Origin of the sequence: Actinomadura sp. NTSP31 (genome assembly GCF_041951385.1) — a bacterium.
GTDB classification, from domain to species: Bacteria; Actinomycetota; Actinomycetes; order Streptosporangiales; family Streptosporangiaceae; genus Spirillospora; species Spirillospora napierensis.
This window is the reverse complement of sequence record NZ_JBGNUT010000003.1, coordinates 478,837-499,047: the sequence shown is the minus strand read 5'-3', so window position 1 is coordinate 499,047 and position 20,211 is coordinate 478,837. Positions and strand designations below refer to the sequence as shown.

General features: G+C 74.8%; 15 protein-coding genes. 7 read left to right on the top strand and 8 right to left on the bottom strand.

Annotation, left to right across the window (positions count from 1 at the left end; genetic code table 11):
• Positions 1–41: 41 nt before the first annotated feature.
• Positions 42–1,466: an MFS transporter gene (locus ACA514_RS07450; RefSeq protein WP_375040267.1), complete on the bottom strand. Its 1,425-nt coding sequence runs from the start codon at positions 1,464–1,466 to the stop codon at positions 42–44.
• Between the two features lie 179 nt (positions 1,467–1,645).
• Here ACA514_RS07450 and ACA514_RS07445 point away from each other — a divergent pair, with 179 nt between their 5' ends.
• Together ACA514_RS07445 and ACA514_RS07440 are read left to right on the top strand one after the other, a co-directional pair.
• Positions 1,646–2,503 carry a DUF3027 domain-containing protein gene (locus ACA514_RS07445; RefSeq protein ID WP_375040266.1) on the top strand — a complete coding sequence of 286 codons (858 nt, stop codon included), beginning with the start codon at positions 1,646–1,648 and terminating at the stop codon, positions 2,501–2,503.
• Positions 2,504–2,582: 79 nt separating this feature from the next.
• Entirely contained in the window at positions 2,583–5,585 is a 3,003-nt protein-coding gene (locus ACA514_RS07440; RefSeq protein ID WP_375040265.1) for a sacsin N-terminal ATP-binding-like domain-containing protein, read from the top strand.
• Between the two features lie 13 nt (positions 5,586–5,598).
• Here ACA514_RS07440 and ACA514_RS07435 read toward each other — a convergent pair whose 3' ends face one another.
• Together ACA514_RS07435 and ACA514_RS07430 are read right to left on the bottom strand one after the other, a co-directional pair.
• Entirely contained in the window at positions 5,599–5,955 is a 357-nt protein-coding gene (locus ACA514_RS07435; protein WP_375040264.1) for a DUF2530 domain-containing protein, read from the bottom strand.
• Positions 5,956–5,991: 36 nt separating this feature from the next.
• Entirely contained in the window at positions 5,992–6,555 is a 564-nt protein-coding gene (locus ACA514_RS07430; RefSeq protein ID WP_375040263.1) for a TetR-like C-terminal domain-containing protein, read from the bottom strand.
• Between the two features lie 110 nt (positions 6,556–6,665).
• Here ACA514_RS07430 and ACA514_RS07425 point away from each other — a divergent pair, with 110 nt between their 5' ends.
• The 3 genes from ACA514_RS07425 (at position 6,666) to thpR (ending at position 9,715) form a co-directional block, all read left to right on the top strand.
• Entirely contained in the window at positions 6,666–7,133 is a 468-nt protein-coding gene (locus ACA514_RS07425) for a MarR family winged helix-turn-helix transcriptional regulator (protein WP_375040262.1), read from the top strand.
• Between the two features lie 556 nt (positions 7,134–7,689).
• On the top strand, positions 7,690–8,931 hold the full coding sequence (locus ACA514_RS07420; protein ID WP_375040289.1) for an MFS transporter: 1,242 nt from the start codon (positions 7,690–7,692) through the stop codon (positions 8,929–8,931).
• Positions 8,932–9,091: 160 nt separating this feature from the next.
• Positions 9,092–9,715: an RNA 2',3'-cyclic phosphodiesterase gene (gene thpR / locus ACA514_RS07415; RefSeq protein WP_375040261.1), complete on the top strand. Its 624-nt coding sequence runs from the start codon at positions 9,092–9,094 to the stop codon at positions 9,713–9,715.
• Here the strand turns inward: thpR and ACA514_RS07410 are convergent.
• Both ACA514_RS07410 and ACA514_RS07405 read right to left on the bottom strand, forming a co-directional pair.
• On the bottom strand, positions 9,652–11,826 hold the full coding sequence (locus ACA514_RS07410; RefSeq protein ID WP_375040260.1) for a hypothetical protein: 2,175 nt from the start codon (positions 11,824–11,826) through the stop codon (positions 9,652–9,654). The genes thpR and ACA514_RS07410 overlap by 64 nt on opposite strands.
• A gap of 397 nt (positions 11,827–12,223) precedes the next feature.
• A complete protein-coding gene (locus ACA514_RS07405) occupies positions 12,224–13,258 on the bottom strand; it encodes a hypothetical protein (RefSeq protein WP_375040259.1) in 1,035 nt (344 codons plus the stop codon).
• A gap of 239 nt (positions 13,259–13,497) precedes the next feature.
• Between ACA514_RS07405 and ACA514_RS07400 the strand changes: the two genes are divergently transcribed.
• Positions 13,498–14,376, top strand: a complete 879-nt coding sequence (locus ACA514_RS07400) for a hypothetical protein (RefSeq protein WP_375040288.1) — start codon at positions 13,498–13,500, stop codon at positions 14,374–14,376.
• A 31-nt stretch (positions 14,377–14,407) separates the two neighbouring features.
• On the opposite strand, the gene serC is transcribed toward ACA514_RS07400, so the two are convergent.
• Both serC and ACA514_RS07390 read right to left on the bottom strand, forming a co-directional pair.
• Positions 14,408–15,544: a phosphoserine transaminase gene (gene serC / locus ACA514_RS07395; protein ID WP_375040258.1), complete on the bottom strand. Its 1,137-nt coding sequence runs from the start codon at positions 15,542–15,544 to the stop codon at positions 14,408–14,410.
• Between the two features lie 10 nt (positions 15,545–15,554).
• Entirely contained in the window at positions 15,555–15,890 is a 336-nt protein-coding gene (locus ACA514_RS07390; RefSeq protein WP_375040257.1) for a hypothetical protein, read from the bottom strand.
• 208 nt (positions 15,891–16,098) lie between these two features.
• Between ACA514_RS07390 and ACA514_RS07385 the strand changes: the two genes are divergently transcribed.
• Positions 16,099–18,990 carry a hypothetical protein gene (locus tag ACA514_RS07385; RefSeq protein ID WP_375040256.1) on the top strand — a complete coding sequence of 964 codons (2,892 nt, stop codon included), beginning with the start codon at positions 16,099–16,101 and terminating at the stop codon, positions 18,988–18,990.
• A 92-nt stretch (positions 18,991–19,082) separates the two neighbouring features.
• Here ACA514_RS07385 and ACA514_RS07380 read toward each other — a convergent pair whose 3' ends face one another.
• On the bottom strand, positions 19,083–20,192 hold the full coding sequence (locus tag ACA514_RS07380; RefSeq protein ID WP_375040255.1) for a citrate synthase 2: 1,110 nt from the start codon (positions 20,190–20,192) through the stop codon (positions 19,083–19,085).
• Between the last annotated feature and the right edge of the window lie 19 nt (positions 20,193–20,211).

Here is a 20,211-nt window from a genome sequence, read left to right as displayed (position 1 = left end):
GGCCTCCGGCCGCGGTACGGCCACCCGGCGGGGGCGGGCGGTTAGGCGCGCATCTCGGGGTGGGCGTCCTTGATCGGGGCGCCCGCCTGGGAGCGGACGCGGCGCTGGGCGCCGGCCTGGCGGGTCAGCAGCAGCGCCAGCGACAGCGTGAGCGCCCCCGCGACGATCGCCAGCGCGACCCGGCCGTCCGCGACGATCGACATGCCGAGGCCGAGCAGCCCGCCGACCACCCAGGACAGCTGGTGCAGCGTCTCGGTCACCGCGAACGTGGACGAGCGGACCTCCTCGCCGATCTCCCGCTGGACGACCGCGTCCATCGACAGCTTGCCGAGGACCTGGCCGAGCCCGGCGGCGAGCGAGACGGCGAGCGCCGCCCACAGGCCGAAGAACAGCGCGGAGACCGCCGTGACGGCGGTGACGGCGGCGAGCGTCGCCGACACGATGAGCCGGGGCGCCCGCGCCTTCATCCAGGCGCCGAGGGCGGTGCCGATGAGGCCGCCGGCGCCCGCGAATGCCGCCAGCAGGCCGAGCGCGACGTTGTGCGACACCGGGTCGAACCGCTCCTCGCGCAGCAGGAACGCCAGGTAGAGCACCAGGAAGCCGGACAGCGCGCGCAGCACCGCGTTCGCCTGCATCGCCTCCGCGACGATCGGGCCGACGCGGGGGAGGGTCCGCCAGTGCCTCGCGGCCGGCTCGGCCGGTTCGGGCGGCGGGTCCGCTCCGGTGTCCGCCGCCGGTGAAGGGGCGGGGGCCTTGCCGGTGTCGGGGACGTCCACCCGCCTGGGCAGCCGCATCGCGAAGATGATCCCGAGCAGGAACATCGCGGTGCCGATGCGCAGCACCCAGCCGGTCCCGATCAGCACGGCCAGCCCCGCGCCCGCCGGGGCGGCGATCGACGAGCCGACCAGCCCGGCGAACGACGCCCGCGCGTTCGCCGTCACCAGCGTGATCTCCTCGGGCAGCAGCTGCGGCGTCACCGCGGCCCGCAGCACCCCGTACGCCTTGGAGACCACCAGCACGCCGAACGCGGCGGGCAGGAAGGTGATCGGGTCGTTGTGCGCGACGGCGCCCGCCATCCCCCAGCACAGCAGCCCGCGGATCGCGAACGTGCTGGCCAGCGCGTACCGGCGGACGTGCCGCATCCGGTCCAGCGCCGGGCCGATCAGCGGCGCGACGAGCGCGAACGGCGCCATCGTCACCAGCAGGTACAGGGCGACCTGGCCGCGCGCCTGGTTGACGTCCAGGCCGAAGAACAGCGACCCGGCCAGCGCGACCGTGACCAGCGCGTCCCCGGCCGAGTTCAGCGCGGACGCCTCGATCAGGACGCCGAGGCCGCTGCGCCCGGCGCCGTGCGCGTGGGTGACCCGGCGGGTGAGCCGCCCGGCCCCGCACACCGTCGAGCGGACGCCGCGCAGCGTCCGGCCCGCGCCGCCCACACCGGCGCGCACGGAGCGTCCCAGTCCCATCGCGCCCTGATCTCTCCTCGCTGGGTCGTGGCGGTGGCCCGGCCGCCCTCGCGGCCCGCCTCGTCGCGGATCCGGCCACCTGCTTGAGAGTACGTTCCCTTCTGGAGGGCCGGATCACCTCGCGCCGGGCAGGAGCCCCGTGTGTCGGGTCATCCCCCGTGATGCGCGAGAATCGACCTGTGAGCCCAACGCGTCAGTCCAGCCCCGCGCGTCCCGCCGCCGCGCGCACCGTCTCCGGGCCAGCCCGCCGGACCCGCACGCCCGCCGTCGACCCCGCCTGCGCCGAGGCCGCGGACCTCGCGCGGACCGCCGCCGAGGAGACCGCCCATCCGTCGCCCGTCGGCGAGCACCTCGGCATGCACGCCGAGGGCGACCGGGTGGTCACCCACTACTTCGCCGCGCTGGACCCGGCCTACACCGGGTGGCGCTGGGCGGTCACGGTCACCCGCGCCGCCCGCGCCAAGATCGTCACGGTCAGCGAGTGCGTGCTGCTGCCCGGCGACGACGCGCTCCTCGCCCCGCAGTGGGTGCCGTGGCTGGAGCGGCTGCGCCCCGGCGACCTCGGCCCCGGCGACCTGCTGCCGACCACGGCCGACGACGTCCGGCTCGCGCCCGGCTACGCGCAGGTCGACGACGCGGCCGAGCGCGAGGTGCAGTGGGAGCTCGGCCTCGGCCGGGTCCGGGTGCTGTCCCGCGAGGGCCGCGACGAGACCGCCGCCCGCTGGTACGACGGCGTCGCGGGCCCCCGCGCGCCGATCGCCGCGTCCGCGCCCGCCCAGTGCTCCACCTGCGGGTTCTACGTCGCGCTGGCCGGTGAGCTGCGGCAGGTGTTCGGGGTGTGCGCCAACGAGTACGCCCCCGACGACGGGCGCGTGGTGTCGGCCGACCACGGCTGCGGCGCGCACTCCGAGGCCGTCAACCTCCCGGCGGCGTCCGAGCACAACCCGCCGGTGATCGACGAGCTGGGCTACGACGTCGTCCCGTCCGCGGGCGAGGAGGCCGAGCCCCTGGACGACGAGGCGCTCGGGCACAGCTGACGACGAGCGGGCCGGTCCGGGGCGCCGAGGGGATTCCTCCGGGCGCCCCGGCCCGCGCGCGGCGAGGGTGGTGACGGCGGTGGGTGCTGATCCGTTCGGCACGGGCGTCCTGCGCGACCGCGTCCTGCGCGCCTGGGGCGAGTCCCCGGCGCGCTTCCGCGAGGACGCCAACACCGAGGAGGACCACGCCCTCGGTGGCTACCGCGACCGGGTGGTCATCGAGCTGGCGCAGAACGCCGCGGACGCCGCGCTCCGCGCCGGCGTCCCCGGACGGCTGCGTCTGCTGCTGGACACGGGCGCGGCGGAGGTGACGGCCTCCAACACGGGTGCGCCGCTTGACGCCGCCGGGGTCGAGGCCCTGTCCACGCTCCGGGCGTCTGCGAAACGTGATGACGCGGGCGCGGTGGGGCGCTTCGGCGTGGGTTTCGCGGCCGTCGTCGCCGTCACCTCGAACCCGTCCATCGCCTCGGCTACGGGCGGGGTCGAGTGGTCGGAGGAGCGGGCCCGGGAGCTGGTGCGGGGCCTTCCGGCCGTGGCCGGCGAGCTGGCGCGGCGGGAGGGGCGCGTCCCGTTGCTGCGGCTGCCGTTCGCGGCGGACGAGCCGCCGCAGGTGCCGGACGGGTTCGACACCGTCGTGCGGCTGCCGTTGCGTGCGGGCGCGGTCGATTCCGTGCGGCGCCAGCTGGAGCAGGTGGGTGCGGCGTTGATGCTGGCGCTGCCCGCACTGGAATTCGTAGAGATCGGCATCGACGGGGACGTGCGGGTGGTGTCCGCCGAGCGGCGCCACCCCGGGACGGTCGTCGTCGACGGGCAGGCGTGGCAGACCGTCGAGGCGCATGGGGCGACGCCGGCGGAACTGCTGGAGGACCGGCCCGTGGAGGAGCGCGCGCGGGCCGTCTGGCAGGTCCGGTGGGCGCTCCCGGAAGGCGGGCTTCCGGAAGGGACGCCCGCCGTCGTGCACGCCCCGACCCCCAGCGACGAGCGCCTCGACCTGCCCGCGCTGCTCATCGCGTCGTTTCCGCTCGCACCCGACAGGCGGCACGTCGCGCCCGGCCCGCTGACCGACTTCCTGGTGGACCGGGCCGCCGATGCCTACGTGGCCCTGCTGAAGGCGCGCCCCGCCGACCCCCGGTTGCTCGACCTGGTGCCCGGCCCGCTGGGCGCCGGCGAACTGGACGCGCGGCTGCGGCGGGCCGTCCGCGAGCTCCTCCCCGAAGCCGCGCTGCTCCCCGTGCCGGACGACGTGCCGGGCGACCCGGACGACCCCGAGGCCCACCGGATGCGCGGCCGGGACGCGGTGGTGCTGGACGCCCCGGCGGCGTTCCTGGACCTCCTCGCGGGCCGGGCCGGCGAGGACCCCGTGGTCGGCGGGCTGCTGCCGCCCGGCTGGCCCGCGCGCAGCCCCGCGCTCGGCGCGCTGGGCGTCCGCCGCGTCGAGCTCGCCGACGTCGTGGACGAGCTGGCCGCTGTGGACCGGGGACCGCGCTGGTGGCACCGGGTCTACGAGGCGCTCGCCGAGGCCGCCAGGGACGCTCTGGGGGCGCTCCCGGTGCCGCTGGCGGGCGAGACGGCCCGGACGGTCCGCGGGCCGCGCGGCCTCCTGGTCGCGGACGGCGTCGATCCGGCGGGCCTGGACGCGCTCGGCCTGCGGTTCGTCCATCCGGACGCCGTCCATCCGCTGCTGCTCAGGCTCGGCGCGGTCGAGGCGGGCCCGCGGGCGGTGCTCGCCGACCCGGCGGTGCGGGCCGCGGTGCAGGACTCCTTCGACGCCGACGACCCCGACGCGGTCGCCGAGGCCGTGCTGGGCCTGGTCGCGGCGGCACGGCTCGATCCGGGGGACGAGCCGTGGCTGGCGGAGCTGGCGCTCCCCGGCGACGACGGCGATCTCTACCCCGCCGGCGAACTGCTCCTGCCGGACAGCCCGCTGCGGACCGTGATGGCCGAGGACGCGCCGTTCGGCGTCGTCGCCTCCGAGGCGCTGGAGCGGTGGGGCGCCGAGCCGCTCACAGCGGTGGGCGTCCTGGACGGCTTCGCCCTCGCGCGCGCCGAGGACGTGAACCTGTCCGGCCTGGTGGACGAGGCCGAGACGCTGCACCTCGACGACGAGGACCGCTGGGCCGACGACGTGCTCGAACGGATCGGCCCGCAGGAGCTTCCGCCGCTCGTCCCGGAGTTCCAGGCCGTCCGCGACTTGGAACTGGTGGACGACTGGCCCGCCGCTCTACGGCTGCTGGCCGCGCCCCCTTGGCGCGCCGCCATCGTGGAGCCCGCGCACATCACGCTCCACACGGGACGCCGCGCCACTGTGCCCTCCTACACGGCGTGGTGGCTGAGCCAGCGTCCCGTCCTGGACGGCCGTAGGCCGGGCGAGTTCCGGCTACAGGGCGACGACGCGCTCGCCGGGCTCTACGACGTCGCGCCTACGGGATTCGATGAGCAGTTGTTGCTGGCGCTGGGCGTCCGCACGTCGCTGGTCGATCTCCTTGACGAACCCGGCGGCGCGCAAGAACTCCTCGACCGGATGGGCGATCCGTGGCGCGCCGTCAGCCGCGTCCAGCTCGGCGGCCTGTGGACGGCCCTCGCCGACGCCGAGGTGACCGTGGAGCCGCCCGAGCACGTCCGCGCCGTGGTGGACGGCGCGGTGGAGGTCGTCGACGCTGCGGACGCCCTCGTCCTGGACAGCCCCGACCTCCTGCCGCTGCTGGCCGGGCAGCCCCTCGTCATCGCCGCGCAGGGCCGCGACGCCCGGCTCGCCGAACTGCTCGATCTGCCCCTGGCCGGTGACGAGGTGCCGGGTGTGGTGGAGACGGCGGGGGAGAAGCGGCCCGTGCCGGACGCCGTCCGGGCCGTGCTGCCCGACGCGCCGGCCACGTACCTCGCGCATGAGCGGCTCGTAGTGGACGGCCAAGAAGTCCTGTGGTGGACGGGAGACGGCGAGATCCACGCCGGCGGTACCGGCGGCCTCGCGCGCGCGCTCGCCTGGGCCTGCGGGGACTGGGCGGCCCGGCTGCTCGCCGAGGCCGTCCTGCGCGATCCCGAAGCCCTGCCCGTGCTGCTGGCCGAAGACGACCTGGAGCCCTAGACGCCGGCGCGTCCTAGACGTCGGCGTCGGACGTCTCGACGGCGTCCTCCCGCGTGACGCCCGGGGGCTCCGCCGCGGAGGGCTGCGCCTCGGAGGGTTGCGCGGCGTCCTCGACGGCGGCGTCGCGGCGGGCGGCGCGGGCCGCCTCCTGCCGCTCGCGGCCCGCCTGGAGCCGCGGGATGTACCAGACGCCGAACAGGCCGGTCACGACACCCGTCACGCACACCCACAGCCACCAGCGGTCCCCGGACGGCGTCCCGGCGATCAGCAGCACGACGAGCGCGACCGCCCACGCCGCGGTGCCCATGAGGGCCACGCGGACGTCGTTGGTCCGCATGGGCGGCGGGTCCGGGCGGCGCGGAGGGGTCATGCGATCAGGTTACGCGGCGGGCGCGGGAGAGCCTCGTCACACCCTGGGCTGGGAGAAGCCGGAGGTGAGGACGGTGATGAGCCGCTCGTAGCTGGCCTCCAGGTCCGCCGGCAGGCCGAACCCGCCGGAGGCCTCCAGGATGGCGAAGCCGTGCACCGCCGAGCGCAGGCAGCGGGCCGCGTGGACGAGCTCCGGGCCGTCGAGGCCGTAGCCGCGCAGCACCGCGTAGATGACCCCGAGGAGGCGCTCCCCGGCGGCGTCCCCGGCAGGTCGCCGCTCGGCGGACTGCTCCATCGACGCGTAGCGGCTAGGGTGCTCCACGACGTAGCCGCGGTAGGCGCGCATCAGGGCCGCCACGGCGTCGTCGCGGGAGCGGCCCATGGCGGCGTTCCCGAGCCGGTCGGCCAGCTCTTCCAGGATTCTCTCGGTCACCAGTTGTCGCAACTCGGCCAGGTTGCGGACATGCTTGTAGAGGGAGGGGGTCGCGACCCCGGCCCGTCCGGCGACCGCCGCGAGGGTGAGGGCACCGGGTCCGCCGGCGTCCACGACGGCGATGGCGGCGTCCACCACCGCGTCCGGCGACAGGCCCGCGCGCGGCATCCCGGTCCCCCTTCTCGTCGACTTAATAGCCAAAAAGCTAATCTCATTAGCCGATCGTGTCAAGGAGCGGGCGTGGCAGCATGGGGCATCAGCACGGGAGACCAATGACGATGACTACGCCACCGACCGGCGGCCGGACCGCCTCGCCCCCGGGGCTGGCCGAGGAGCTGCGCATCTCGATCGCGCGGCTGTCGCGCCGGCTGCGGCACCTGCGCCCGCCGGCGCCGGGCGGCGGGCCGAACCCGCTGTCGCTCACCCAGTTCGCCGCGCTCGCGGCCATCGAGCGGCACGGCGCCATGACGCCCCGCGAGCTGGCCGACCACGAGAAGGTGCAGCCGCCCTCGATGACGCGCGTCATCGCCTACCTGGAGGAGCGCGGGCTCGTGGTGCGCAACCCGCACCCGACCGACGGGCGCCAGGTGGTGCTGAACGCCACCGAGGAGGGGACCTCGCTGCTGCGCGCCGAGCGGCGCCGCAAGGAGGCCTGGCTGTCCACGCGGCTCGGCGAGCTGACCGACGCCGAGCGCGAGATCCTGCGCCGCGCCGCGCCCATCATCGACAAGCTCAGCCGCTCCTGACGCCCGCGCGGCGGCGGGTTTCGGGCGCCGCGTTCCGGCGCGGTCCGCGGTGCCGCGCGGGGCTGCGTTTGCCGGAATAGCACTCGCGCGATTATCGTTAGCCTTGATAATGACTTCTGCTAACGATGGTCCTGACGAACCGGACGGTGCCCCGGCGCGCGGGGCACGCCCGGGGCGGCCCGCGCGTCCCGGCGCCGCGCTGCCCGTGGCGCCCCGCGCGCGCCGCCGCCGTCCCGTCCCCCGGACCTCCCCTCATTCCCCCCATTCCCCCTTCCATCCGGCAGGGCGCTCGGACGCCGCAGCGCCGCCGCCGCACGTCGAGGACGTCGCCCGGGGGCAGCGCGCCGGGAGCCCCTCTGGAGCGGTCCAAGAGCCCGGCGTCGAGCCGTCTCCGGAGACGCCCGCCGGGCAGGCCGCCGAGGCGCCCGAGGCCGTCGTCGCCGCCGAGGCCGACTCCGTCGCGGAACCGCCGCAGGACGCCGAGCCTTCCGAAGAGGCCGCGCCTGCCGACGAAGCCGACGAAGCCGACGAAGCCGAAGAGCAGAGCCACGGCGGCATGTTCCGCTCGCTGCGGACCCGCAACTACCGCCTGTACGCGAGCGGCCAGGTCGTCTCCAACACCGGCACCTGGATGCAGCGCGTCGCGCAGGACTGGCTCGTCCTCGACCTCGCCCACAACAACGGCACCGCGCTCGGCATCACCACCGGCCTGCAGTTCCTGCCGCTGCTGCTGTTCGGCCTGTGGGGCGGAGTGATCGCCGACCGCTACCCCAAGCGCCGCGTCCTGATGATGACGCAGGTGTCCATGGGCGCGCTCGCGCTGATCCTCGGCGTCCTCACCGTCACCGGCCACGCGCAGGTCTGGCACGTGTACCTGCTGGCGTTCGGGCTCGGCCTCGCCACCGTCGTCGACAACCCGACCCGCCAGTCGTTCGTGATCGAGATGGTCGGCAAGAGCGACCTGCCCAACGCCATCGCGCTCAACAGCGCCACCTTCAACGGCGCCCGGCTGCTCGGCCCCGCCGTCGCCGGCGTGCTGATCGCCGTCATCGGCACCGGCCCGGTGTTCCTGGTCAACGCGGCGTCGTTCGGCGCCGTCCTGCTCGGCCTGTACGCGATGCGGGAGAGCGAGCTGTACGCGGCGGCCACCGTCAAGCGCGCCAAGGGGCAGCTGCGCGAGGGCCTCCGCTACGTCCGGGGCCGCCGCGACCTGGTCCTCGTCCTGGTGATGGTCGGGTTCGTCGCGACGTTCGGCATGAACTTCCAGATGACGACCGCGCTGGTCGCCAAGGAGGTCTTCCACACCGGGGCGTCCTCGTTCGGCCTGGCGTCCAGCATGCTGGCGCTCGGCGCGCTGACCGGCGCGCTGTTCGCCGCCCGGCGCGTGGCCAAGCCGAGGCTGCGGCTGCTGCTCATCGCGGCGATGACGTTCGGCGTGATGGAGACCGCCGCCGGGCTCGCCCCGACGTACTGGTCGTTCCTGGTCCTGCTCGTCCCGGCCGGGATCGCGCTGATGACCTTCACGACGTCGGCGAACGCGACGATGCAGCTCGGCGTCCAGCCCGAGATGCGCGGCCGGGTGATGGGCCTCTACATGTTCGTGTTCATGGGGACCAACCCGCTCGGCGCCCCCACGGTCGGCTGGATGGCCGAGCACTTCGGGCCCCGGCTCAGCATCGTGCTCGGCGGCCTGGTCTCGATGGCCACCGCGGCCGTCGTGGCGCTGCTCGCGGCGCCGCGCGGCTCGATCCGGCCGGCGCTGGCCCGGCTGTGCCGCGTCCCCGTCCCCGGAAGGTGACGCCCGGCGGCGCCGACGCCCCGATGACGCGCGGCGCCGACGCCTCCGGGTAAAGCGCGCCGCCGGCGCCCCGGTAACCGGGGCCGATGGCGCAGCGCAACCGCGTGACAACGGGTGCCGTCTGCTGGAAAGCTGTTGTGGTGGCTCTCCGGACGTTTCCATGAGGCTTTTCGTGGCGCTCGTACCGCCACCGGACATCCTGGATGAACTCGAGGAGGCCGTCCTTCCGCACAAGGGCGACATTCTCGGACTCAAATGGATCCGGCGGGAGCTACTCCACGTCACCCTCGCCTTCCTGGGCGAATGCGACGACCGCACCGTCGACCGGCTGCTGCCCCGGCTGGAGCGCGCCGCGCGGCGCCACGAGCGGATGACGCTGTCGCTGGCGGGCAGCGGGGCGTTCCCGGGCAGCGGGGCGCACGCCCGCGTCCTGTGGACGGGCCTGTACGGCGACCGCCGCGACCTGGCCCGGCTGGCGGCGTCCGTCGCCGCCGCGGGGCGCCGCGCCGGGACCCCGCCCGACAAGCACCGATCGTTCCGCCCGCACATGACGCTGGCCCGGTCCCGGCAGCCGATCGACGTGCGGCCCCTCATGGAGGCCCTGTCGGCCTTCGCCACCGGCTCCTGGACGGCGGACTCCGTCCAGCTGATGTGCAGCCACCTGCCGGGCAAGCAGTACGACCAGCTCACCTACGAACCGCTGAAGACCTGGTCGCTGCGTCAGAGCTCGGGCGGCGGAGGCGCGGGCAGGTCGGCGTCCGGCGGGCCCCAGGGGACGCCGTAGCGCTCGCAGGCGCGGCGCAGCTCGTCCAGGTCGGGCGGGAACGTCACCTGCCGCAGCACGCGCCCTGAGGGCCCCCAGACGACCAGCCGGGGCAGCCGCTCCGTCGCCTCGTCGATGCCGACGCCGCCGACCCGGTCGCGGGCGAGGTCCCATTCGACCTTGCCGCGCCGGGTCACGACGGCCAGCCCGGCGGACGACACGCGCAGCTGCGGCCGGTTGCGGTCGTAGAGCCAGTAGCCGGCGAGGCCGATCAGCAGACCGGCCGGCACCGACCAGCTCGCCGTGGTGCCGAACCCGCCGAGGTCGGGGCCGAGCCACACCGCCCCGATCAGCGCGACCGCCTCGCACAGCAGGACGCTCATCCCGTACGTGCCGACGCGCGAGCGCCGCGTCGCGTCCAGCAGCGTCCCGGGCGCGGTCACCGGGCTCGGCGGCGCCGGCACCGTGAAATCGAACTCCGGCTCGTCGGCCGGCTCCCCGGACGCCCGCGACGCCTCCCGCTCGCTCTCCGGTACGGATCCGGGCCTGGAGCCGGACCGGGTGTCGGGCGCGGCGCCCGGCGCGGGCAGCGACGCCGTCGCGCGGGTCTCCGGCTCCGGCGCCGTCAGCGTCGACATCGCCGAATGGAAGGCGGCGCTCATGTAGGCGTCGTACTCCGCGTCGTTCACCGGCAGGCCCGCCCGCCGCGCCGACTCCCGCAGGTCCGTCCGCGAGATCCGCAGCGCCGACAGCGGCGCCGCGAAGAACTCGTCGCCGTCGCTGTCGTAGAGCCGCACCCACGCGTGCCCGGCGATCGTCAGCAGCTCGATGCCGCCGATCCGGTCCTCCGGCATCTTCAGCACCACGTCGCCCGCCGCGTCCGCCCAGCCGAGACCGCCGTCCGCGACGACCAGCCGCCCGCCCGGGACCTGCGCGAAGATGTCCGGCAGCCCCTCCAGGCCGTACTCGGGACGGCGCGGCGCCCGCGCCCCCGGCGTGATCACGTGGTAGCCGTGGTCGTCCAGCGCGTGCGCGAGCTGGAACCCGTCCAGGCCGTGCGCGGGCAGCCGGGCGACCAGCTCCAGCCGGTGCCCGAACGCCAGCGCCGCCAGCTCGGCCCGGCGCGGCTCCCCGCTCAGCGGGTCCAGCCGCAGCCCCGGCCCCACCACGACCGCCGCGACCTTCCCCGACGGCAGGTCCTGCAGCCGGCGGCGGCCCGGCCGGGCCCGCACCAGCAGCCGGTCCGCGGTGATCGTCCAGCGCACCCGCGCGGCCCGCAGCAGCCGCCGCCGCGCCGCCAGCACCCCGGCGATCGCGGCCAGCGCCCAGCAGCCCGCGGCCAGCCGCGCCTCGAACCCGCCCGCGCCCTGCACCGCGATCCGCACGATCATGACCGCGCCCAGCACGGCCGTGAGCGTGCCGAGCAGCGCGACGCGGCGCCGCCCCGGCAGCGGGTCCGGGGTGTCGAGCCGGAATTCCCCGCGCTCGGCCGCCGCGCCGTCGGCGTCCCTCTCGCGCGGCGGCTCGTGCACGGCCGCGAGCAGCGCCGCCTCCTGGTCCAGCAGCCGTTTCTCCGCGGCGTGGTCGCGCGGCAGCGGACCCGGCGGGAACGGGCCGCCCGGCACGTCCCCGTCCCGGTCCGGCAGCCGCAGCGCCTCGTCCAGCGCGGGATCGAGCAGGTCGCCGGCCTCGCCGTCCAGGATGTGCATCGGGATGCCCAGCCGCCGCGCCGTCACGAACAGCGCCAGCGGCTCCAGCCCCATCGCCGTCAGCCCGCCGACCGCCGTCCGGCCGAACCGGTGGAAGACCGTCAGCATGCCGTCGCCGGTCGTGATCGCGAGCCCGTCGATCCGGTCCCGCTCGTAGCGGACCGTGCTCAGCCCGCCCTTGCCGACTCGCTCCAGCCCGGCCGCCGACAGCCGCCAGTACGGCCGGGGCCGGCGCCGGCGCGCCTCCGGAGCCGCGCCCAGCACCCACGGGAACGCCGAGACCACCGCGATCAGCAGCGCCCACAGCCACACCGGGCGGATCGGCAGCAGCGCCAGCGCGACCGCCAGCAACGCGAACGGCCCCGCCGCGACCGGCCGCCACCGCCCACCGGTCCCCGAAAGCCCGACCAGTTCGGTGTTCATTGCATCGCCCTTGGCGTCAGGCCCTGGGGGGCCTTCCTTCGGCGGGCACTGCCTGCGATCGCTGCATCGCTTCGACTCGCCCTGGGGGCTCGCTGCGCGATCGAGTCCTCGCAGGCTCGAACTCGGCTTCGCTCGCGATCGCGACGGTGAGGTCCGCCGTGGCCGAGGTTCAAGCCACCGGCGGTGATTCCTGTGGGGGAGGGGTTGGCACCCTGGGGCATTCGGTGCCCTCCTTCGGCGGGCGGCTGGGCGAACAGGGGGGACGCTTCGGCTCGCTTCGCGGTCGAATTCTCGCAAGCGCGGTGCGGGCTTCGCAGAGGTTCGGGGTTTCGCGGAGCAGACCGTGGCGGGGCGGTCAGGTCCCGGCCGGCCACAGCGGTCACAGCCGTCTCGTGTGTCATCCGCGTCTCCGGAACAGGCCGAATCCGACCAGGGCGGCGATGGCGAGGGCGATGATCAGGCCCGTGCGGGTGTCGCCCGCGTCCCGGTGGCCCCGGTCGGCGTCGTCCTTCTTCTCGGCCTTCGTGGTGGCGGTGATCGACGGCGATGACGACGGCCCGGCCGCGCCCGGCACCGGGACCTTGTAGACGGGCTGGTCGTCGCCCTCGGACCCGGCCAGGAAGTACCTGCCGTCGGACGTGTAGGTGATCGACTCGCCCTGCGGCTGGAACGGCAGCGACACCGAGCCCAGCGACCTGCCGGGCCGTCCGTCCGGCTTCACGGCGTACATGCGGGCGCCGAAGTAGGTGCGGATGACGCAGGTGCTTCCGTCCGGTGCGAACGCCCCGTCCGTCGCGATCGCGGGCGCCTTGCCGATCTTGTGCATGACGTTGTACCCGGACGCGCGCAGGCGCTTCGGCCCCTCGTAGACCGCGCCGCCGAACAGCTTGCTGGCGATGTAGAGCCGGTTCGTGCGCGGGTTGACCATCATCGTCTCGGCGTTGCGCGGCCCGTCGGCGTACTTGATCCTGAACCTGGTGGCGCGGATCGTCTGGCTGCGCAGCTGCGCGGGCTCGGGGATCCGGTAGACGGTGACGTACGGCCAGGCGCCGCCGAGGTTGTCGCCGATGTCGCCCACGTAGATCGCGGGACGGCCCCGATCGTCCTTGCCGAGCGCCATCGCCTCCCAGTCGCGCGCGCCCGCGCCGCCCAGCGTCAGCACGGCGAGGACCCGCCCGTCCGGGCCCAGCGCGTAGATCTTCGGGACGCCGCCGGAGTCGTTGTGGGTGTAGACGACGCCCGGATGCGCGGTGCTCGCCGCGAGCCCGCTGGACTCGGTGATCCGTGGGTCAGCGATCTTGAAGGCGACGGTGTCGTCGGGCGCCGACGCGGCCCTCGCGGCGGGCGCGGACCAGGCCGTGGCGGCGGCGCCGAGAGCCAGTGCGGCGGCCGCGCGGACGCCGGCACGCGCGGGCAGCGGACGCACTGACATCTCCCGATCAACCCCGTTCCCCCGCCCGGTCGATCATACGACGCGCCCCGCCCCCGGGGCCGCTCCGGCGGTCAACGCAGGAGCGCGCCGACGACCACGGCCAGGATCAGCGCGGTCAGCACGGTGGGGAGCAGCCATTGGGGCGCGCGGTTCACGCATTGAGCTTATGCGGCGTCGCGGACGCCGCGAACCGGACGGCGATGATCTGCATCTCATCTGGCATGTGCGGTTTGTTCGGGGTGGTCCGCTCGCCCTTCGCCGACGATCCCGGCCGGGCGTCGGACGCGTTCGTGACGCTGGGGGCGCTCGCCGAGGAGCGCGGCACGGACTCGGCGGGGCTGGCGCTGCTCGGCGGCTGGCCGGGGCTCGGGCACGACGGCTGCCGGGTGGTGAAGGGCCGCGGCCGGTTCTCCGGCGTCTGGCGCACCGAGCTGCTCGCCGAGCTGGACCGGGCGCCCGTCGCGATGGGCCACACCCGCTGGGCGACGCAGGGGTCCCCGGCGGAGGCGGCGAACGCGAGCCCGATGCTGGTCGCCGGCCCCGGGCCGAAGTCGGCGGGCCTCGTCGGGACGCACAACGGCGACGTCGACGCCCGCGGGCTGCGGGAGCGGTTCGCGCTGCCCGTCCCGTCCGGCACCACCGACAGCGAGACGGTCTTCCAGCTGCTCGCCGGGCGGTCCGGCCCGTCCGGTGTCACCGGCGTGCTGGAGGCGCTGGTAGGCCGCGCGGCGCTCGCCTGGGTGGACCGCGACCAGCCGACCCAGGTGCATCTGGCGCGCGCCGCGCTGAGCCCGCTGGCCGTCGCCGTCGACTCCCAGCAGAACGTCTACTGGGCGTCGAACCCGCGTTGGTTCCGCGTCGTGCAGCAGTACACGCGGGTCCGGTTCGTGACGATCGTCATGCTCCGCGAGGGCACCTACATGCGGGTCGGCATGGAGCGGGCGCCCGGACGCCGCGACCGGCCGCAGGTGCTCGCGGCGGCGTCCTTCGTCCCGACGGCCCGTCCCGCCGACCACGACGACCGGGTCTGGACGGGCTTCACCGACGCCGACCGCCGCCAGGACCGCGCGACCCTCCGCCACCGCCTGACGCCCCCGAACCTGGCCCCCGTCGCCTGACCCGGGGCCGGAACCCCGGGGTCAGGACTGCCTAGAGCCGCTCTACGACGTATTCGATGCAGGTGGTGAGGGCTTCGACGTCGGACGGGTCGATCGCCGGGAACATGCCGATCCGCAGCTGGTTGCGGCCGAGCTTGCGGTACGGCTCGGTGTCGACGATCCCGTTGGCGCGCAGCGCCTTGGCGACGGCCGCCGCGTCGACGTCGTCGTTGAAGTCGATCGTGCCGACGACCTGCGAGCGCTGCGCCGGGTCGGTCACGAACGGCGTCGTGTACGAGGTCTTCTCGGCCCAGGTGTACAGGCGCTGCGAGGAGTCGGCGGTGCGCGCCGTCGTCCAGGCCAGGCCGCCCTGCGCGTTCATCCACTCGATCTGCTCGGCGAGCAGGATCAGGGTGGCGACGGCGGGGGTGTTGTAGGTCTGGTCCTTGGACGAGTTGTCCCGGACGGTCTTCAGGTTGAAGAACTCCGGCACGTACCGGTCGGACGAGGCGATCTCGTCGATGCGCTCGAGCGCGGCGGGGGAGGCGAGCGCCACCCACAGGCCGCCGTCGGCGGCGAAGCACTTCTGCGGCGCGAAGTAGTAGACGTCGGTCTCGGTGACGTCCACGGGCAGGCCGCCGGCGCCGGAGGTGGCGTCCACCAGGACGAGGCCGTCGCGCGCGATGGTCCCGGCGGGACGCTTGATCGGCATCGCGACGCCGGTCGAGGTCTCGTTGTGGGTGAGGGCGTAGACGTCGACGTCCTCCTCGGCGGACGCCTCCGGGTGCGTGCCGGGCGGGCTGTCGATGACGGTCGGGTTCCCCAGCCACGGCGCGCCCGTGGTGACCTTGGCGAACTTGCTGGAGAACTCACCGAACGTCAGGTGCTGCGAGCGCTGCCGGACGAGGCCGAACGCGGCGGCGTCCCAGAACGCGGTCGTGCCGCCGTTGCTGAGCAGGACCTCGTAGCCGTCGGGGAGGGAGAACAGCTGCGCCAGGCCCTCGCGGACCCGGCCGACGAGGGACTTGACCGGCTTCTGCCGGTGCGAGGTGCCCAGGTACGTCGAGCCGGACTCGGCGAGCGCGGCGAGCTGCTCGGGACGGACCTTGGACGGCCCGCATCCGAAGCGGCCGTCCGCGGGCTTGATGTCGGCGGGAATGGCAATGGCTGGATTCGCGCTTTCGGTCACTCGCAGAAGGCTACTTGACCCGCCGTACGACCCAGGTAAGCAGGGCCACCAGCATGACTCCGCAGACAGCGGCGACGACCCCCGGCGGATAGATCCAGGCGCGGCCGTGGGCGTGGTCGTCGATGGCGGCGCGGACGGCGTCGAAGGTCAGGTACGCCAGCAGCGCGGCGCACAGGGCGGCGGCGATGCGTCCGGAGAGGGCGTTGGTGCGGCGGCGGCGTTCCTCGCGTTCCGCCGCGTAGCGGCGCATCTCCTCGGCCGGGTCGGTCTCGGGTTCCGCGGGGCGGACGGCCGCCGCGGCCGGGCCGATGTCGCCTTCGAGCGGCTCGTCTGGGTCGTCGGTCACGGGCTCCATGATGACAAACCCGTGCAGGTGCGGGCACCTCGCCCGGGCCTTCGCAGGTGACGGAATCAGCGCGATCGGCGGGTGATTCTCGGAAATTTTCGATCCATTTCGCTGTACTTGGCGTCCAATGTCCAAAGGGCGTGCGCAGGGGGCGCGGGCCGGGACGAGGGGCCGCCGGGGGGACGAGGGCGAGAGCGAGGGGTTTTCCATGCCGGGCGACGGCGACCGGATCCTGTCGGAGGATCGGCTGCGCGGAGTGCTCGACCTGTTCGAACGGCTGCGGGAACGGCCGCCGTGGCGCTGGCGGGAGCGGCTGCGGCCGCTGCTGTTGCTGCTCGGTCCCGCCGGGGCCGCCGGGCACGTCGCGGAGATGTTCAAGAACCGGTGCGAGCAGGAGCGGGCGCCCGTCTCGCACATCGCCGCCGACACGCCCGCCACCGACGTCGCCGGCGTGCTGCGGGAGGCCAAGCGGGAGCTGTCGCAGCCGAGCAGCCGGGCGCGCGGCGAGCCGGCGCTGCGGTTCCCGCTGCTGGAGATGGCGCTGTGGCTGCGGGACCTGCGCGAGATCCGGCTCGCCGGCGACCAGTCGCCGCCCCGGTACGCCTCGTCGTCGGAGCGGGAGAACTTCCAGCTCGTCCGGCGGCTCACCCACCCGCCCGTCGGCGACAACGAGAACGCGCGGCGCCGCGAGCTGAACCGGGTCATCCGGCGGCGCGGCCGGGACGTGCTGCGCGACCTGGAGGAGCCGCGCAGCCGGACGACGAACTTCCTGTCGTTCCTGGAGCAGATCGCGCCGATCGGCGTGGCCGTGGTCGCGCTGATCAGCGCCGGGACGGCCGCCGCGCTGGACCTGGCGTCCGCGGTGCTGGCCGCCGTCGTCGGGCTGGCGTTCGTCACGGTCCAGATCGTCGCCCGGACGCGCGGCTGGTACGGGGTGCGGCGGTTCGGCTGGTTCGTCGGGCAGCCGTACCTGCAGCGCGACTCCACCGGCTTCCTCGGCTTCGCGCTCAACGTGTTCGACCCGCGGCCCGTCGAGCCGGACGACCACGCCGAGCAGCTCGACCTGCTGCTGGTCGCGGCGTTCCTGGAGGACCTGCGGCGCAACTACCGGCGCGACTACCGGCGGGCGGCGTGGGCGCGGGTCCGCTACCCGGTGCTGATCTTCGAGCATCTGGCGGCGGGGCATCCCGGCGTCCGGGTGATCGAGTACATCGAGCGCGTCCGCGCCGACAGCGGCGACGGCGCCGCGCCCCCGGGGTTCGACCCGCTGGTCGTCACCGCGGGCGTCGACCCGGCCGCGCCCGCCGAGGACGGCCCGACCGCAGCGTCCGGGCCCCGGCTGGTGGACCGGCTCGCGCAGGCGGTGCGCGTCGACCTGTGGTCGGGGGAGCCGCAGAGCGTGCTCGCGGCGCGCGCGCTGTGGGACCGGTACTGGCGCGAGCAGCGGCGCGTCGGCGTCCTCGGGTCGCGGCGGGAGCTGCGCGTCGACATCACCCGCGACCCCGGCGGCGACATCCCGCCCGTCCGGCCGGTGCGACGCCGTCCCCGGATCGCCCATCCCGCGCTGCCGTGGATCGCCATGGTGGCGGTCGCCGCCGCGTCGGTCACGGTCATCTCCGTCCAGGTGGACCGGTACTGCTCGCCGTTCGGCATCAAGCGGACGGCGTCCGGCGAGTGCATCGGGATCACCGACGGGTCGTTCAAGTTCGGCGAGGTCAGCGACGGCGAGAACAACGACAACCGGCTCTCGTCGGTGCTGGGGCGGCTGAAGAAGCAGAACGACGCGGTGTCGCGGTCCCGCAAGCCGTACGCGACGGTCGTCTACCTCGGGCCGATCACCGCCGACCCGGCCATCCAGAACCGGCAGCTGGACCTGCTCTCCGGAGCCGAGGGGGAGCTGGTCGGCCTCGCGATGGCGCAGGAGGAGTTCAACGCCGCGAGCCAGAGCCTGCGGATGCGGGTGCTGGTGGCGAACGCGGGCGCCCGGTTCCAGCACGCCCGGCAGGTCGCCGAGCAGATCCGCGGGCTGGCGCTGAAGGACCGGTCCGTCGTGGCGGTCGTCGGGTTCGAGCAGAGCCGCGCCGAGACGCAGGACGCGATCAAGGTGCTGTCGAAGTCGGCGCTGCCGATGGTCGGCACCGCCAACAGCTACAACGAGACGGGGATGCTCGACCACAACGCGGGCTTCTCCCCGTACTACTTCCGCCTGGCGCCGCCCAACAAGCGCCTGGCGGAGCACGCCGCCTACTGGGCGAGCCACGGGCAGGTCGGAGGCAAGCCGGCCCGCACCGTCGACGTCATCTACAACGCCGACCCCCACGACCTCTACAGCAAGGACCTGGCCTCGTCCTTCAAGAGCTCCTTCACCGGCTACGTCAAGGGCGGGCAGGTCGTGGTCCGCGACTACGACAGCCCCGGCAACCTCGACAAGACGGTCCACGAGCTGTGCCAGAAGCCGCCGGACCTGTTCTACTACGCGGGCCGGTCGGACGAGTTCCGCACCTTCACCAACGTCCTCCAGCACACCTGCCCCAGCGGGCAGATCGTGCTGGCCGACGACGAGATCGCCAAGTACGTCAGCGACAACGCCCCGCAGATCGGCCGGGTGGCGACCTTCCGGCTGTTCTACATGCCGCTCGCCGCGCACGAGGCGTGGACGGACGCGTGGGTCGGCGACCGCCGCAACGTGTTCTTCAACGCCTACCCCGGCGCCGTCGGCTCGATCATCGGCGCGAAGGCGCCGCGCGACCTGCGGCCGTCGGAGACCCGGGCCGCGGTCAGCTACGACGCCGCCTCGATGATCGGGTTCGTGGCGAACCAGGTCTTCACCGCGCAGGCCGCGCCGCCGACCGCGGGCGGGGTGTTCGCCGCGCTGGACGACCCCGGCGAGGGCCCGCTGTGGAACGGCGCGAGCGGCGTGCTGCAGTTCACCGGCCGCGACCAGGGCCACGTGGTGCCGGACAAGCCCGTCCTGCTCGCCACCGTCCGCCCGGACGGCGCCGTCGAGGTCAAGGAGGTCTGCGGCCGCCTCGTCACCGGCCACCAGGCCAGGGCGGACTGCCCGGCCGGGGACGGCGCCGCGCCCGCGCCGTCCCGCTGAGGACGCACGAAGGCCCCCGGTTCCCTGCGAACCGGGGGCCTCAGGCGCGTTGCGGCGGGGGCGGGCGCCGGCCGGCTCAGCCGGCCGGGCGGTCAAGCACTGCGCTTGAGGACCTCCGCCGCGCCCCGGACGTCCTCGATGGAACGGGTGCCGGGGCCGGTGTAGCGGGCGCTCGGCCGGACGAGGCGGCCGGTGCGCTTCTGCTCCAGGATGTGCGCGGCCCACCCGGCGGTGCGGCCGCAGGTGAACATCGCGGGCATCATCGCGGTCGGGACCTCGGCGAAGTCCAGGATGACCGCGGCCCAGAACTCCACGTTCGTCTCGATCGGACGGTCCGGGCGGCGCTCGCGCAGCTCGGCGAGGGCCGCGTCCTCCAGGGCCTTCGCGGCCTCGTAGCGCGGCGCGTCCAGCTCCCTGGCGGTGCGGCGCAGCACCCGGGCGCGCGGGTCCTCGGCGCGGTAGACGCGGTGCCCGAAGCCCATCAGCCGGTCGCCGGAGTCGAGGATGTCGGTGACGACCTTGCGGGCGTCGCCGAGCTGCTCGACCTTCTCGATCATCGGCAGGACGCGGGCCGGGGCGCCGCCGTGCAGCGGGCCGGACATCGCGCCGATCGCGCCGGAGATGCTGGCCGCCACGTCGGCGCCGGTGGAGGCGATGACGCGGGCGGTGAAGGTGGAGGCGTTCATGCCGTGCTCGGCGGCGGAGACCCAGTAGGCGTCGATGGCCCGGACGTGCTGCGGGTCGGGCTCGCCGCGCCAGCGGACCATGAACCGCTCGGTGATGGTGGAGGCCTCGTCGATCCGGCTCTGCGGGACCATCGGGACGCCGATGCCGCGCGCCGACTGGGCGACGAACGACAGCGCGGTCACCGACACCCGGGCGAGGTCGGCGCGGGCCCGCTCGTCGGAGATGTCCAGCAGCGGCTTCAGCCCGTACGCGGGGGCGAGGGTGGGGAGCGCGCTCTGCACGTCCACCCGGACGTCGCCGGAGGTGACCGGCAGGACGTGCGGGTCGGCGGGGGCGAGGCCCGGGTCGAAGCTGTCGTCGACCAGCAGGCCCCAGGCGTCGCCGAAGGAGACGCGGCCGACGAGCTCCTCGATGTCGACGCCCCGGTAGCGGAGGGCGCCGCCCTCCTTGTCCGGTTCGGCGATCTCGGTCTCGAAGGCCACGACCCCCTCAAGACCGGGTTTGAAGTCGGACATGTCGTCCTGCCTTTCGTCC

Bases quoted from the DNA above. Each gene is read 5' to 3' on its own strand.
- ACA514_RS07450 (WP_375040267.1), bottom strand. From the start codon at position 1,466: ATGGGACTGGGACGCTCCGTGCGCGCCGGTGTGGGCGGCGCGGGCCGG.
- ACA514_RS07435 (WP_375040264.1), bottom strand. From the start codon at position 5,955: ATGACCCCTCCGCGCCGCCCGGACCCGCCGCCCATGCGGACCAACGAC.
- ACA514_RS07430 (WP_375040263.1), bottom strand. From the start codon at position 6,555: ATGCCGCGCGCGGGCCTGTCGCCGGACGCGGTGGTGGACGCCGCCATC.
- ACA514_RS07425 (WP_375040262.1), top strand. From the start codon at position 6,666: ATGACTACGCCACCGACCGGCGGCCGGACCGCCTCGCCCCCGGGGCTG.
- ACA514_RS07420 (WP_375040289.1), top strand. From the start codon at position 7,690: ATGTTCCGCTCGCTGCGGACCCGCAACTACCGCCTGTACGCGAGCGGC.
- thpR (WP_375040261.1), top strand. From the start codon at position 9,092: ATGAGGCTTTTCGTGGCGCTCGTACCGCCACCGGACATCCTGGATGAA.
- ACA514_RS07410 (WP_375040260.1), bottom strand. From the start codon at position 11,826: ATGAACACCGAACTGGTCGGGCTTTCGGGGACCGGTGGGCGGTGGCGG.
- ACA514_RS07405 (WP_375040259.1), bottom strand. From the start codon at position 13,258: ATGTCAGTGCGTCCGCTGCCCGCGCGTGCCGGCGTCCGCGCGGCCGCC.
- ACA514_RS07385 (WP_375040256.1), top strand. From the start codon at position 16,099: ATGCCGGGCGACGGCGACCGGATCCTGTCGGAGGATCGGCTGCGCGGA.
- ACA514_RS07380 (WP_375040255.1), bottom strand. From the start codon at position 20,192: ATGTCCGACTTCAAACCCGGTCTTGAGGGGGTCGTGGCCTTCGAGACC.